General features: G+C 70.1%; 14 protein-coding genes. 11 read left to right on the forward strand and 3 right to left on the reverse strand.

What is annotated here, in order from left to right; genetic code table 11:
* Nucleotides 1-24: 24 nt before the first annotated feature.
* Nucleotides 25-675, reverse strand: coding sequence for a TetR/AcrR family transcriptional regulator (locus GEV27_RS13860; protein ID WP_153934866.1), 651 nt, complete (start codon nucleotides 673-675; stop codon nucleotides 25-27).
* 139 nt (nucleotides 676-814) lie between these two features.
* Between GEV27_RS13860 and GEV27_RS13865 the strand changes: the two genes are divergently transcribed.
* A complete protein-coding gene (locus tag GEV27_RS13865) occupies nucleotides 815-2,893 on the forward strand; it encodes an MMPL family transporter (protein ID WP_153934867.1) in 2,079 nt (692 codons plus the stop codon).
* 52 nt (nucleotides 2,894-2,945) lie between these two features.
* Nucleotides 2,946-4,100 (forward strand): FAD-binding oxidoreductase, encoded by a 1,155-nt coding sequence (locus tag GEV27_RS13870; protein WP_309222257.1) that lies wholly within the window; start codon nucleotides 2,946-2,948, stop codon nucleotides 4,098-4,100.
* On the opposite strand, the gene GEV27_RS13875 is transcribed toward GEV27_RS13870, so the two are convergent.
* Nucleotides 4,097-5,398: a hemolysin family protein gene (locus GEV27_RS13875; RefSeq protein ID WP_153651479.1), complete on the reverse strand. Its 1,302-nt coding sequence runs from the start codon at nucleotides 5,396-5,398 to the stop codon at nucleotides 4,097-4,099. The two genes, GEV27_RS13870 and GEV27_RS13875, sit on opposite strands and share 4 nt — an antisense overlap.
* A 277-nt stretch (nucleotides 5,399-5,675) precedes the next feature.
* Between GEV27_RS13875 and GEV27_RS13880 the strand changes: the two genes are divergently transcribed.
* From GEV27_RS13880 to GEV27_RS13885, 3 genes are read left to right on the forward strand one after another with little or no spacing between them, the layout of a single operon-like run.
* On the forward strand, nucleotides 5,676-5,876 hold the full coding sequence (locus GEV27_RS13880; RefSeq protein ID WP_153651480.1) for a DUF6458 family protein: 201 nt from the start codon (nucleotides 5,676-5,678) through the stop codon (nucleotides 5,874-5,876).
* 59 nt (nucleotides 5,877-5,935) lie between these two features.
* Nucleotides 5,936-6,097 carry a GPGG-motif small membrane protein gene (locus GEV27_RS17595; protein ID WP_194839935.1) on the forward strand — a complete coding sequence of 54 codons (162 nt, stop codon included), beginning with the start codon at nucleotides 5,936-5,938 and terminating at the stop codon, nucleotides 6,095-6,097.
* A gap of 39 nt (nucleotides 6,098-6,136) precedes the next feature.
* Nucleotides 6,137-7,543, forward strand: coding sequence for a protein kinase (locus GEV27_RS13885; protein ID WP_153934868.1), 1,407 nt, complete (start codon nucleotides 6,137-6,139; stop codon nucleotides 7,541-7,543).
* Here GEV27_RS13885 and GEV27_RS13890 read toward each other — a convergent pair.
* On the reverse strand, nucleotides 7,540-8,724 hold the full coding sequence (locus GEV27_RS13890) for a pyridoxal phosphate-dependent aminotransferase (protein ID WP_153934869.1): 1,185 nt from the start codon (nucleotides 8,722-8,724) through the stop codon (nucleotides 7,540-7,542). The genes GEV27_RS13885 and GEV27_RS13890 overlap by 4 nt on opposite strands.
* A 54-nt stretch (nucleotides 8,725-8,778) precedes the next feature.
* On the opposite strand from GEV27_RS13890, the gene GEV27_RS13895 reads away from it, so the two are divergent.
* The 6 genes from GEV27_RS13895 (at nucleotide 8,779) to GEV27_RS13920 (ending at nucleotide 13,993) form a co-directional block, all read left to right on the forward strand.
* Nucleotides 8,779-9,936 (forward strand): MFS transporter, encoded by a 1,158-nt coding sequence (locus tag GEV27_RS13895; RefSeq protein WP_194944217.1) that lies wholly within the window; start codon nucleotides 8,779-8,781, stop codon nucleotides 9,934-9,936.
* Between the two features lie 202 nt (nucleotides 9,937-10,138).
* The gene (locus tag GEV27_RS13900) at nucleotides 10,139-10,831 is read left to right on the forward strand and encodes a sortase domain-bontaining protein (protein WP_194839937.1); all 693 of its coding nucleotides are present in this window, start codon (nucleotides 10,139-10,141) and stop codon (nucleotides 10,829-10,831) included.
* A gap of 3 nt (nucleotides 10,832-10,834) precedes the next feature.
* On the forward strand, nucleotides 10,835-11,482 hold the full coding sequence (gene pyrE / locus GEV27_RS13905; RefSeq protein WP_153651485.1) for an orotate phosphoribosyltransferase: 648 nt from the start codon (nucleotides 10,835-10,837) through the stop codon (nucleotides 11,480-11,482).
* Entirely contained in the window at nucleotides 11,479-12,108 is a 630-nt protein-coding gene (locus GEV27_RS13910; RefSeq protein WP_153651486.1) for an RNA methyltransferase, read from the forward strand. Before pyrE ends, GEV27_RS13910 begins: the two co-directional genes overlap by 4 nt.
* A 142-nt stretch (nucleotides 12,109-12,250) precedes the next feature.
* A complete protein-coding gene (locus GEV27_RS13915; RefSeq protein ID WP_153651487.1) occupies nucleotides 12,251-12,586 on the forward strand; it encodes a hypothetical protein in 336 nt (111 codons plus the stop codon).
* A 39-nt stretch (nucleotides 12,587-12,625) separates the two neighbouring features.
* A complete protein-coding gene (locus GEV27_RS13920; protein WP_153909554.1) occupies nucleotides 12,626-13,993 on the forward strand; it encodes an FAD-dependent oxidoreductase in 1,368 nt (455 codons plus the stop codon).
* Nucleotides 13,994-14,040: the final 47 nt, after the last annotated feature.

Raw genomic sequence — 14,040 nt, forward strand, 5'->3', positions numbered from 1 at the left:
CCGTCGCGCCCCGCCCGCCCGGGGCTACGGCCTCGGCGCGGATGAGGGATCGTCCTGCGGCATCACGCTCAGCCAGATGCGCTCGAGCGTGTCGGTGACCTCGCGCAGCTTCTCCGTCCCGGAGCACGCGTAGGACCAGTAGTACGAGCGCTCCGTCATGAACGTCAAGGAGCGGGCGAGCGCGGATGCGCCGGTCGGGCCCGGGTCGTCTGGGATGCCCGCTCGGATCAGGAGCCTGCTGAAGTGGGGGGCGATGCTCTCCAGGGTCTCGCGCCACAGCTGCTGGGCCTCGGGCACCGTGCAGCCGATCTCCACCGCGGCCTGCATGATCCGGCCGTGCTCGCGCCAGGAGGTCTCGGTGTCCAGCAGGGCGGCGCGGACGACCGTGCTCACCGAGACGTCCGGGTTGTCGGTCGCGTGCGAGGGGGACGCCGGGATCGCCGCCAGGGTGCGTGCGATGAGGGCGACGAGAACCTCCTGCTTGGACCCGAAGTAGAAGTACAAGGAGCCCCGCGAGATGCCTGCGCCCGTCGCGATCGCCTCGACGGTCACCGCCTCGAAGCCTCGCTCGTCGATCAGCCGCTCGGCGGTGTCGAGGATCGTCAGCTCCCGCGTGTCGCCCTTACGGGTGCCGCTCCGACGTCGGCCGGTGGGCGGAAGGGTGGGAGAGCTCATGGGGGCACGTTACGGCAGCCGGGATTTTCGACCGTCTGAAGAATAAAATCGACACAGCGTAGACATTGCGTCTTTTCGGTGGAATTCTCGGGAGGACAACCGGTCGTCCCCAGGAGAACTCCATGAGACTGGCACTCAGATGAGGGTCCTGCGGGGCATCATCGACCACCCGCGCCGCGGCCTGCTCACCCTGGCCGTGTTCATGCTCGTCGCAGGTGTTCTCGGCGGCCCGGTGGCAGGCGCGCTCAACTCGTCGGGAGGCTTCGTGCCTGACGACGCGGACTCCGTACGCGCGACCGAGCGGCTCGAGTCGGCCACAGGACGCGCGCCCTCCCCGGGCCTGACCCTGCTCGTCGAGGACGCGGACGCGGCCCGGCTCGGCGACATCACTGACCGACTGAGTGACCTCGACGGGGTCGCAGAGGCGGCACCGGGCGCCGGCTCGACGGACGACAGCAGCCGCTTGGTCCTGGGCACCCTCGCGGCTGGCGCCGACGCTGACGACGTCGCGAAGGCGACGGTCGAGGAGTTCGCCGACGACGAGGACGTGACGGTCGGCGGCCGGGACGTGGCGGGCCTGCAGATCACCGAGACCGTCGGCAAGGACCTGGGGCGAGCCGAGCTGCTCGCCACGCCGCTGCTGGTGGTCCTGTCGCTGGTCTTGTTCGGCGGACGGGCGGCGCTGCTCCCGGTGGTCGTCGGGATCACCACCGTGCTCGGCACCTTCCTCGTCCTCAGCGGCGTCAACCAGCTCTACGGACTGAGCGTCTTCGCGCTCAATCTCGTGATCGGCCTCGGGCTGGGCCTGGCCATCGACTACACCCTGTTCCTGCTGTCCCGCTACCGCGAAGAGCTGCACCGGCAGGGGCCGTCACGCCAGGCGATCGTGGTGACGATGCAGACCGCCGGGCGCACGGTGGGGTTCTCTGCGGTCACCGTCGCCGCCGCGCTCGTGACGTTGACGGTGTTCCCGATGAACTTCCTCAAGTCGATGGGCATGGCGGGAGCCATCGTGGCAACGGTCGCGGCGGTCGCCTCGTTGATCGTCGCGCCGATGTTCTTCGCCCTCATGGGTGGCCGGCTGGCCCGCCGCTCGCGGGGCGCCGGGGGAGAGGGGCGGTGGTACGGGTTCGCCCACGCGGTCATGCGACGCCCCGGGCGCATCGCGGCCGCGACCGCGGTCGTCATGCTGGTCCTGTCCGTGCCGAGTCTGCGCACGGAGTGGTCCCCGATCGACGAGACCGTCGTGCCGACCGATCAAAGCGCACGAGTCGTGTCGGACCGGGTGGCCACGGAGTACGCCGGCGCCACCGCCTCGCCGATAACGGTCGCGCTGCGCGGCGACGGGCCCGAGCAGGTCGCGCAGTACGCGGCGCTGGCCAGCGAGGTGCGCGGCGTCCAACCTGGCACCGAGCCGCTCTCGCTCGACGACGACACCTGGCAGCTGGTGCTGCCCACCGAAGGCCGTCCGGCGGGCCCCCTCGCGCAGCAAGCGGTCGCCGACCTCCGCGAGATCCGGGTCGACGGCGTGGACGCGCTGGTGGCCGGGCCGGCGGCCGAGTTCGTCGACCAGCAGGCAGCCATCCGCGACAACCTGCCGATCGCGATCGGCCTCATGGTGACGCTCACCCTGGTGGTGCTGTGGCTGATGACCGGCTCGGTGATCCTGCCCGTCAAGGCGGTGGTGATGAACACGCTGACCGTCGGCGTCGCCCTCGGCGCGCTCACCTTCGTCTATCAGGACGGCCGGCTGACCGGCCTGCTCGGCTACACGCCCAACGGTGGCGTCGAGCCCACCGACTTCCTCGTGGCCGCCGCCCTGGTGTTCGCCCTGTCCACCGACTACGGGGTCTTCCTGCTCGGTCGCATCAAGGAGGAACGCCAGAAGACCGACTCCGAGCAGGAAGCAGTCGCGACTGGCCTCGCGCGAACGGGCGCCGTCGTGACCAGCGCCGCACTCCTGCTGGCAGTGGCCATCGGCGCGTTCAGCACCAGCTCGATCTCGTTCATCCAGCAGATCGGTGTCGCCACCGCGGTCGGTGTGCTGGTGGACGCCTTCATCGTCCGCTCGCTGCTCGTGCCGTCGCTGATGGGACTGCTGGGGGAGTGGAACTGGTGGTCACCCGCGTGGCTGCGCCGGGTGCACGACCGCATCGGCATCCGGGAGGGTCCCACCGTCGCCGACGACGCGGCGGACGTACGCGCTCCGGCCCGGTGACCCGCCGCGCGTCGTAGACTCTGGCCTCCTCAACTGCGCTCCAGGGGGTGTCGTGAAGGTCGTGCCCACCGAGGCGGACGTCGTCGTGGTCGGCGGCGGCGTGATGGGGCTGAGCACGGCGTACCACCTGGCACGTGCGGGCGTCGAGCGCGTCGTGCTGCTGGAGCGAGGGGCCCTCGGCGAGGGCTCGACCTGCAAGGCCGCCGGCGGTGTGCGCGCCCTGTTCTCGGACGAGATCAACATCCGCCTCGGCCAGCACAGCCTCGAGACGTTCGAGCGGTTCGCGGCCGAGTTCGACCAGGAGATCGACCTTCACCAGGTGGGCTACCTGCTGCTGGCCTCCGGGGACGAGGTGCTGGAGTCGTTCGAGCGCAATGCCGAGCTGATGACGGCCCTCGGTCTCGACGCGCACACCGTGGACGTCGCCGAGGCCGCACGCCTGTCGCCGCTGATCTCGACCGACGGCCTGGTCGGTGGTCTGTACTCGCCGCGCGATGGCCACTGCACCCCCGAGTCAGTGGTGCTCGGCTACGCGCGGGCAGCGCGGCGGGCCGGGGTCTCGATCCTCACCGGCACGGCCGCGACGGGCATCGACGTCGAGGACTCGGCGATCGTCGCCGTCCGGACGGACGCCGGCGTCATCTCGACCCCCTCGGTCGTGTGTGCCGCCGGTGCGTGGTCCCGGCAGATCGCGGCGTGGGTGGGCGAGCAGCTGCCGATCGAGCCGCTGCGCCGCCAGATCGTCGTCACCGAGCCCGTCGCCGACCTGGACCCGCGGACGCCGTTCACGATCGACTTCGAGTCGTCCTTCTACTTCCACGGCGAGGGGCGCGGACTGCTGATGGGCGCGCCGGAGCGCCGCGACGCGTGGGGCTTCGACCAGTCGCGCGATCCGGACTGGCTCGAGGACCTCGCGGAGTGCATGGAGCGCCGGGTCCCGTCGCTGGTCGACATCGGCATCCAGAGCGGGTGGGCGGGGCTCTACGAGATGACCCCCGACCACAATGCGGTCATCGGCAGGTCCGACGCGGTCGAGGGCTTCTTGTACGCGGCGGGGTTCTCCGGTCACGGCTTCCTGATGGGACCCGCGGTCGGCGAGGTCATGCGGGACATCTACCTCGGACGTACGCCGTTCATCGACGTCTCGCCGCTCCACGCCTCCCGGTTCGCCGCCGGTGCCGGCCGCCCCGAGCGCAACATCGTCTAGACCTCGGCGGAGCCTGCCTCGTCCTGGCGCTCGAGATCGACCCGTACCTCGGAGATCCTGCGGCCGACGACCTGGGTCACCGTGATCGTGGCGTCGCCGACGCGCACGGCGTCCCCGACGGACGGGATCCGTCCGAGACGCTCGATGACGTAGCCCGCGACGGTCTCGTACGGCCCGTCGTCCAGATGGACCCCGCTGACGGCCGAGAAGTCCTCGATGTTGAGCCCGCCGTCGTACGAGCCGGCGGTGTGCAGCGGCTGGCGCAGGCCGCCCTGGTCGTCGTACTCGTCCCGGATGTCGCCCACGAGCTCCTCGACCATGTCCTCGAGGGTCACGATGCCGTCGGTGCCGCCGTACTCGTCGACGACCAGCGCGATGTGGACGCCGTCGCGACGCAGCTGCGAGATGGCGGGCAGGATGCGGTTGGTCCCGGGCAGGCTGGGGATCTCCCGGACGATCTCACCCACGGTGGTCGCACGGGTCTGCTCGCGTCCGAGCAGGTCGCGGACGTGCACGAATCCCACGACGTCGTCGACGGACTGCCTCGTCACCGGATAGCGCGAATGAGGCTGCTCGCGCACGAACCGGGCGGCCTCGGGCAACGACATGTCCGCGGCCAGGAACACGACGGATCCCCGGGGACGCATGACCTCCTTGACCGTGCGATCGGTGGCGGCGAACACGCCGCCCAGGATGCGCCGCTCATCGTCCTCCAGGCCCTCGTGGGCGCCGACGAGGTCGCGCAGCTCCTCCTCCGACATCTCCTCGCTGGTCGCGTGGGGGTTCCCGCCCAGGACCCGGACCACGGCATTGGTCGACAGCGACAGGAACCAGATCACCGGCTTCATGACGGTCGCGAAGCGCGACAGCGGAGGCGCGACGGCGGTCGCGAGCGCAGCCGATTTCTGCAGCGCGAACCGCTTCGGCACGAGCTCGCCCAGGACGAGGGACAGATAGGCGATCAGCAGCGTCATGGTCACCAGGGCGAGGTTCTCGGCCGCACCCTGGGGCAGCCCGAGGTCGGTGAACAGCGGAGCCACGTCGGGGGCAAGGGTCGAGGCGCCGTACGCCGCGGAGAGGAATCCCGCGACCGTGACGCCGATCTGGACGGCGGCCAGGAACGTGTTGGGGTCGCGGGCGAGGGACGCGACCTTGGCCCCTCGCGAGCTCTGGTGCTCCAACCGGTCCAGCTGGCTGGGACGCAGCGAGACCAGCGCCATCTCCGTCGCGGAGAAGACGCCACCTATCAGGACGAAAAGCAGGACCAACGCGAAGTTGAGCAGGGTGTTGTAGTCCATCAGATCCGGGTCCCCGACCGTGCGGAGCGGGCAACGGCGTCGGGACAGTCCCCGGGTTGGTCATCCATGTCGAAAGTTTACGGGGCGTGCCGGGCGGCTCATCCGTGACCACGTACCGATGAATTCTCAACTTTTTTTGAGGCGGACTGGCAGCAGAAACTCTCAGTTACCGCAAGTCGACTTTCTCAGGTGCGATTAAGGATCGGGGGCTCGGGTACACGCTGGTCGCCGCTATGGCGACCTGTCGACGGCGGCAGGCCAATCGAAAGGACCGACCATGTACTTCGGTGGATCCATCGCTCTCATCGCGATCGGCGCAATTCTCGCCTTCGCGGTTGAGGACCGCCTCGACGGCGTCGACCTGACGACCGTCGGCTACATCTGCATGGCTGCCGGTGCCCTGGGCATCGTCCTCAGCCTGATCGTCAGCGGCCAGCGCTCCCGCAGCACGCGCCGCGACGAGGTGCCGCCTCGCTGACCACCACTCGAATCACCCGGATGCCGCACCGTGCGGCGTCCTCTTTGGAAGGAAAATCAATGGGATTTCTGCTCTGGATCGTCGCTGTTGCCCTGGTCATCTACGGGGTCATCTCGCTGTTCAACGGGAGCATCCTGCTCGGCATCATCCTGATCATCCTCGGCTGCGCCGTCGGCCCCGGCGGTTGGACCATCTTCAACCGTCGCGGATCGCGCGTCTGACAGCCGCAACCCCGTCGCTCTTGATCCAAGAGCGGCGGGGTGCTCGGTCTCGCACCGGGACTCCTGTTGATCGAGATCCTCAACGAGCGCTATCGGCTCGAAGACGTGATCGGCTCGGGCGGCATGGGTGCCGTCTACCGGGCCACCGACCTGCGCCTCGGGCGCGTCGTGGCCCTCAAGATCCTGCGAGGCGGGGCGCTGGCCGACGAGGTCGCCAGGTCCCGGATGCGAAGCGAGGCCAGCCTCGCCGCCTCGATCAACCATCCCGGGGTGGCGCAGGTCTTCGACTTCGAGCAGGACCAATCGGCCCGCGGCCTGTCCTTCATCGTCATGGAGCTCATCGAGGGCCGTAGCCTCTCCCAGCTGCTGCGTGAGCAGCACACCCTCCCGGCGGAGCAGGTGCTCGCCGTCGTGAAGCACGTCGCCGAAGGGCTCGAGGCGGCCCACCAGGTCGGTGTCGTGCACCGAGACCTGAAGCCCTCCAACATCATGCTGACCCCCACCGGCCGGACCGTTCTGGTGGACTTCGGCATCGCCCAGACCGTCACCAGCGAGCCCGTGACCGACACCGGGGTCATGGTCGGCACGGTCGAGTACATGAGCCCCGAGCAGGCCGGAGGACGGCCCGCGACGGCGAGCTCTGATCTCTACGCCTTGGGCGTCGTGGCTCACCACTGCCTCTCCGGCGCGTCACCATTTCGCCGCGACTCGCAGATCGCGACCGCGCTGGCTCATCTGAACGACGACATCCCGCCGTTGCCGACCACGATGCCGGCAGAGGTCGGCCAGTTCATCGAGTCCCTCACGGCCAAGGACCCCTCGCAACGGCCGAGCAGCGCAGCTGACGTCGCGCTCGAAGCAGATCGCGTCCGGGCCGTCGTCCTCAGCCGCGCCTTCCTCGGCTTCAGGAGGCTGTGGCCCCCGGACCCCGAGACCGTGCCCGACGTCGTCGGCATGGACGAACGGGACGCGAAGGCCGAGATCCGCGAGGCCGGCATGGACGTCAACATGCGCCGGGTCGACGTGCCGGGGGAGGCTCCCGGCCAGGTCGTCGAGCAGTCGCCCGAAGGCGGCCGGCCCGGCTGGGAAGCCGATCCGGTCACGCTGTCGGTCGTCTCCGGCAAGGTCCGCATCTCGCCTGAGACCGTGATCGGGACGACGTACGCCGAGGCGTCGGCGGCGCTGGAGAAGCTGGGCTTCGAGGTCAGGCGCAAGAACGTCGTGCAGACCGATGACATCGGCGTCGTCGTGGCGATCGACAAGTCCGGCCGGGTCCCCGACGGCTCCACCGTCACCTTGTCCGTCGCCCTTCCGCCGCACGTGAAGCTCACGCCGCCCGCCGGATCCGGGGACGACGGCGGTGCGCCGACCCCGCCCAGGAGCCACAGGGGTGAGCCGAGGTCGAGGAAGAAGAAGGGCCGCGACCGGACGCAGGGCAACGACTAGGCGTGCGGCCCGAGGACGGCGAGGCGGTCGATCGCCTCGCGCAGGACCTCCGGGCGCTTGCAGAACGCCCAGCGGACCAGCGGACGGCCCGGGTTGTCCCGGCTGCTCGAGTAAGTGTCCGGGTCGTAGAAGACCTGGTGCGGGATCGCCGCAACACCGGCCCGCTCGGGCAGGCTGCGGCAGAAGTCCAGCCCGTCGTCGAAGCCGAGGGGACGGATGTCGGTCGTGACGAAGTACGTGCCCTCGGGGACGTACACCTCGAGGCCCACCTCGCGCAGGCCCTCGCAGAGCTGGTCGCGCTGTGACTGGAGTCGGGCCGTGAAGTCCGTGAAGTACGCGTCCTCGGCGCCGAGGGCGTGGGCGATCGCAGGCTGCAGGGGAGAGCCCGACGTGTACGTGAGGAACTGCTTCGCCCCGAGCATCGCCTGCACCAGTCGCGCGGGTCCGGTGGCCCAGCCGATCTTCCACCCCGTGAACGAGAACGTCTTGCCGCCGCTGGAGATCGTCAGCGTCCGCTCGGCCATGCCGGGCAGCGTCGCGATCGGCACGTGGCGACGTCCGTCGAACGTCAGGTGCTCGTAGACCTCGTCGCTGATGACGACGAGGTCGTGCTCGATCGCGATCGCCGCGATGGCCTCGAGCTCCTCGGGGCGTAGGACCGACCCGGTCGGGTTGTGCGGTGTGTTGAGCAGGATCGCGGTGGTCCGCGGGGTGACGGCGGCACGCAGCTCATCGATCGGCAGCCGGAAGTCGGGGGCGCGCAGCGTCACCGGCCGCCTGACGGCTCCGGACATCTGGAGCATCGCGACGTACGAGTCGTAGTAGGGCTCGAGCGCGATGACCTCGTCGCCGGGGTCGACCAGGCCGAGGAGGGCCGACGCGATGGCCTCGGTCGCCCCTGTCGTGACGGCGACCTCGGTGTCCGGGTCGACGACCAGGCCGTAGAAGCGCTGCTGGTGCGCGGCGATCGCGGCCCGCAGCTCGGGCACGCCCGTGCCGGGTGCGTACTGGTTGCGACCACCCCGCAACGCCTCGACCGCACGCTCGACGACCTCGCTGGGTCCGTCGGTGTCGGGGAACCCTTGGCCGAGGTTGACCGCACCCGTGCGCGCCGCCAGCACGCTCATCTCGGCGAAGATCGTCGTGCCGAGACCTGCGATCCGCGAGCTGGAGGTCTTCATCTGCCCGAGCCTAGTGCGGGACGCACCGCTCTCGCGGGCCCTACGATGACGCAGATGACGGATCTAGGGCGTACGCGCGTCGCGGTCGCAGCCGGTTTCTTCCTGCAGGGTCTGGTGTTCGCCTCGATCGTGACGCAGGCCCCTCGGCTCAAGGACCGGTTCGACATCGGTGACGGCGGCCTGACCGGCATCCTCGTGCTCGTCGCTGTCGTCTCGGGGGTCGGGAGCGTGCTCGCGGGCATGATCGCGCAGCGCCGCACGAGCGCGACGGCGTTCCGGATCGCGCTGCTGACGATCGGTCTGGGTGCCCTGCTGGTCGGCGCGGCGCCCAGCCTGCCGCTGGTCGTGGCGGCATTCGTCGTCTACGGGCTGGGCGTCGGCGCGGTCGACGCCGGCATGAACATGCAGGGCGTGCGGGTGCAGGCCGCCTACGGCACCAGCATCATGGCCAGCTTCCACGGCATGTGGTCGGTCGGCGGCATCCTCGGCGCGCTGTACGCCGCAGGAGTCGCCCGGGTCGACGTGCCGTTCGCGCTGTCCCTGGTCGTGATCGCGATCGTGACCTGGGCGGTCGCGCTGGTCGCGGCGCCGCGCTTCGTCCGCGCGCAGGAGCGCGATCCCGGGCTGTCCGCCAAGGGGCTGTACCTGCCGTGGCGCCCGGTCCTGGTCTTCGGCCTGGTGATCTTGCTGTTCTACGCCTCCGACACCGGCATCCTCACCTGGAGCAGCGTCTACCTCGAGGACGCGCTCGACGCCTCGACGTCCGTGGCGCCGCTGGCGTACGGGGCGTACCAGGGAGGTGCGCTGGTCTCGCGCTTCGGCGGCGACCTGCTGGTGCGGCGCATCGGAGCGCCGGCCGTGGTCGCGATCGGGACCGTGACGGGGGTCATCGGTCTGGCGACCGTCGTGGCCGCGGCGGCGCCCGCGATGGCGATCATCGGCTTCTTCGTCGTGGGTCTGGGGCTCGCGATCCTGGCGCCACTGGCCTTCGCAGCCCTTGCCGGTGCGGTGCCGGCCCGCTCGCTCGACGTCGCGATCGCGCGGATGAACATCGCCAACTACCTCGGGGCGATCCTCGGTGGAGGGCTCATCGGCGCGGCAGCATCGGCCGATCACCTGCGGTGGGCGTTCGTGATCCCGCTCGTCCTGGTGCCCGTCGTGCTGCTGTTCACGCGGTCGTTCCGCACTGCGGACGACCTGCAGAGGACATAAGTCGGCCCACCGTTCTCGGGGGGTGAAACGGTGGGCCGACAACAGGCGCCAACGGCTGTGAGGCACATCGACCCTGCACAGTCCATGTTACGCGATGGGGGTCGGCGTCGGGCACGAATGGGTCAATTTCTCATCCGCTTCTTGGGTGGGGTCCGTCACGGTGCTGAGGGGTTCCCGCCGCCTGGGTGACACAATTGTTGTCATGCCGGCCGCCCACTCGACCACGCGTCCCCGCCGTGGGGTGTGGGGCCGTTTCGTCACTGCGCTCGGGCTGGCCATGATCCTGGCCGGTGTCGCCGTCCTCGGCTGGTTCGGCTGGCAGTACTTCGGCACCAACATCGTCGCCAAGCGCGAGCAGGCGCAGATCAAGCAGACCCTCCAGGTCGACTGGGGCAAGGGCATCGACAGCGACGCGATCGGTCTGCTGCGCGTCAAGCGGTTCGGCGACGACTTCGAGGTGCCGATCGTCAAGGGCACCGACGGGCCGGCGCTCGAACGGGGAGTCGGGTGGGATCCCAAATCCGCCAAGCCGGGCAAGGTCGGCAACTTCGTGATCGCCGGCCACCGGGTCACCCACGGCGAGCCGTTCTCGAAGTTCCCGAAGCTCAGGGCGGGCGACAAGGTGGTGGTCGAGACCCGCACGGCCATCAGCACGTACAAGCTGCGCAACTCCGGCACCTCGATCACGGTCGACTTCACGACCTCCTGGCCGCTGTGGGACGTACCCGACCCGGAGGGCCGCGGCGAGGTGCAGACCAAGCCGGTCCTGACGATGGTGACCTGCTCGGAGCTCTTCCACACACGCAACCGGAGCGTCGTCGTCGCCGACCTGGTCAAGACGGTCAAGAAGACCGAGGCCAACACCGCGACCTCCACCACGAACAAGGCGGGCTGAGGCATGCAGGACTTCCAGCGGGCGTTCATCGAGCTCGCCCTCGACCACGGCGTGCTGCGCTTCGGCGAGTTCACCCTCAAGTCGGGTCGGACGTCGCCGTACTTCTTCAACGCAGGGCTGTTCAACACCGGCGCTCGGCTGGCCGGCCTGGGCCGGTTCTATGCCGACGCGATCGTCGACAGCGGCCTCGAGTTCGACGTGCTGATGGGCCCGGCCTACAAGGGCATCCCGATCGCGTCTGCCGCAGCGGTGCAGCTGTCGGAGGTGCACGACCGCGACGTGCCGTGGTGCTTCAACCGCAAGGAGGCCAAGGACCATGGCGAGGGCGGCCTGATCGTCGGGTCACCGCTCGAGGGCCGGGTGCTGGTCGTCGACGACGTCATCACCGCGGGCACGGCGATCCGCGAGGTGATGGAGATCGTCGACTCGGTGGACGCGAGCGTCGCGGGCATCGTCGTCGCGGTCGACCGGCAGGAGCGCGGACGCGGTGACCTCTCGGCGATCCAGGAGGTCGAGCGCGACTTCGGCGTGCCGGTCGTGTCGATCATCTCATTCGACCAGATCATCGAGTACGTCGAGGAGACCGGTCGCCACGCCGAGCACCTCGACGCTATCCGCGGGTACCGCGAGGAGTTCGGCATCTCCGCATGAGTGATCCCAGAGCCGATCCGGTCGACCTCGAGGTCGGCGTCGGACCGTGGGAGGGCGAGTGGCCGACGGATGACCACTTCGACCCCGAGCTGCTGCGCGAGGGCGATCGCCGCAACGTCGTCGATCGCTACCGCTACTGGCGGCTCGAGGCGGTCGTCGCCGATCTCGACCAGCACCGGCACCCGTTCCACGTCGCGATCGAGAACTGGCAGCACGACTTCAACATCGGCTCGATCGTGCGCACCGCGAATGCGTTCGCCGTCGCCGAGGTCCACATCGTCGGACGGCGCAGGTGGAACCGCCGAGGGGCGATGGTGACCGATCGCTATCAGCACGTGCGGCACCACTCGACGGTCGACGAGCTCGCAACCTGGGCGCACGACGCTGGCCTGGCCGTGATCGGGATCGACAACGTCGAGGACTCCGTGCCGATCGAGACCGCTGCGCTGCCGCGCGAGTGCGTCCTCGTCTTCGGCCAGGAGGGACCGGGGCTGTCCGACGAGGCGCGCGCGGCCTGCGAGCGTACGCTCTCGATCGCCCAGTTCGGCTCGACCCGCTCGATCAACGCGGGCGCTGCCGCCGCGATCGCGATGCACTCCTGGATCCGCCAGCACGCCGAGCTCTGACCCGACCCGCGACTGGCGCAACCCAACCCGCGACTGGCGCAAGGTGGAGGTTTTGGGACGGCGTGTCGTCCATTTTTGCGCCACTCGCGGGGATGGCGGCGAGAGGTGAGAGGGTGTCTCGGGGGTGTGAGAGGGTGCGGGCATGAGTCCTTCACGTCCGCGCGCCGACCAGCACTCCCTCGACGGCCGGCTGACCAACCTCGGGTTCGCTGCCTTCGTCGGTGCTCTCGGCTTGGGCCTCCTGATCTCCCTGTGGGCACTGGCCGGCACCGAGTGCTTCAAGGACTGCCGTCCGTCACACCGCACCCTCGCCTCGGTCGTGATCTACGGCGGATTCGTGGTCGCGTGCGTGGTGGCCTTCGGCGGCGCGCGCCGGGCGGCCGGGCGCGGGACGATGCGCGCGGTCTGGCCGGCGGCCGGCATCGTGCTCGTCTTCGTGGTCACGGTGATCGGCGCCCACCTTGCCGGGAGCGGGTGACGGGGCCGGAGTGGGCGCGGGAGCCGTAGGCTCGCGGACATGGGCAATCGTGTGGTCATCATCGGCGGCGACGCGGCAGGGATGACCATCGCGTCAGCGCTGCGGCGGCGACTGCGTGACGAGGACGAGGTCATCGTCCTCGAGCGGGGCAGGTGGACGTCCTACTCCGCGTGCGGCATCCCGTACTGGGTCTCCGGCGAGGTGGCGTCCGCGGACGCACTCGTCGCGCGTACGCCCGAGGAGCACCGCAAGGTCGGCATCGACCTGCGCCTCGGGGTCGAGGCGACCGCGATCGACCCCCAGGCCCGGACCGTCTCGGTGCGCGACGGCGAGCCCGTGGCGTACGACCGGCTGGTCATCGCGACCGGGGCCGAGCCCGTGCGCCCCGACCTGCCGGGCATCGACGGCCAGGGCATCCACGGGGTGCAGTCGCTCGACGACGGGCAGGTGCTGATCGACGCCCTTGCGGACGGGCCCAGCCGCGTGGTCGTGGTCGGCAGCGGATACATCGGGCTGGAGATCGCCGAGGCGTGTGTCGTACGAGGATTCCCCACGACCGTCGTCGAGCGCGGACCCCGCCCGCTGCCGATCGTAGAGGCGCCTCTCGGCGAGCTGATCGCTGACGGCATGCGGGCGCGCGGCATCCACCTGCAGACCGGTGCGGCCGTCACGGGATTCACGCTCGACGAGTCCGGGCGGGTCGCGGCGGTGCGGACCGAGCGCGAGACGTTCCCTGCGGACCTGGTCGTGCTGGGGCTCGGCGTCACCGCCCGGTCGGCCCTCGCCGCCGCCGCGGGGCTGCCGCTCGGCCCGAAGGGCGGGATCGTCGTCGACGAGCACCAGCGGGTCGAGGGCTTCCCCGACATCTGGGCTGCGGGCGACTGCGTCGCGACGCTCGACCGCGTGACGCGCGAGCTCGTGCACCTGCCCCTCGGCACCCACGCCAACAAGCAGGGCATGGTCGCGGCCGACAGCATCGCGGCCGAGCTGCTCGGGGAGGAGCCGCGCCTGGCGTTCCCCGGTGTCGTGCAGACCGCGATCACGAAGTTCTGCTCGCTGGAGATCTCCCGCACCGGGCTCGGGGAGGAGCAGGCGCGTGATGCCGGCTTCGATCCGGTCGTCGCCCGGATCGAGACGACCGGTGCCGCGGGCTACATGCCCGATCCCGGCTCCATGACCGTCGTCGTGGTCGCCGACCGCGCCACGCGGCGCCTCCTCGGTGCCCAGATCGTCGGCTCGGAGGGCTCAGCCCTGCGCGTCGATGTGGCGGCGACCGCGCTCGCCGCAGAGATGACGGTCGACGAGGTCGTCATGCTGGACCTCGCGTACGCGCCGCCGTTCTCGTCGATCTGGAGCCCCGTCCAGGTCGCCGCCCGGGCCGCGGTGAAGGCGCTCGCGGCGTCCTGAGCGCGACGGAGGCACGTACCGCGATCTCGGTGGCTGGAACCAACTGC

Origin of the sequence: Aeromicrobium sp. S22, assembly GCF_009661045.1 — a bacterium.
Classification (GTDB): Bacteria; Actinomycetota; Actinomycetes; order Propionibacteriales; family Nocardioidaceae; genus Aeromicrobium; species Aeromicrobium yanjiei.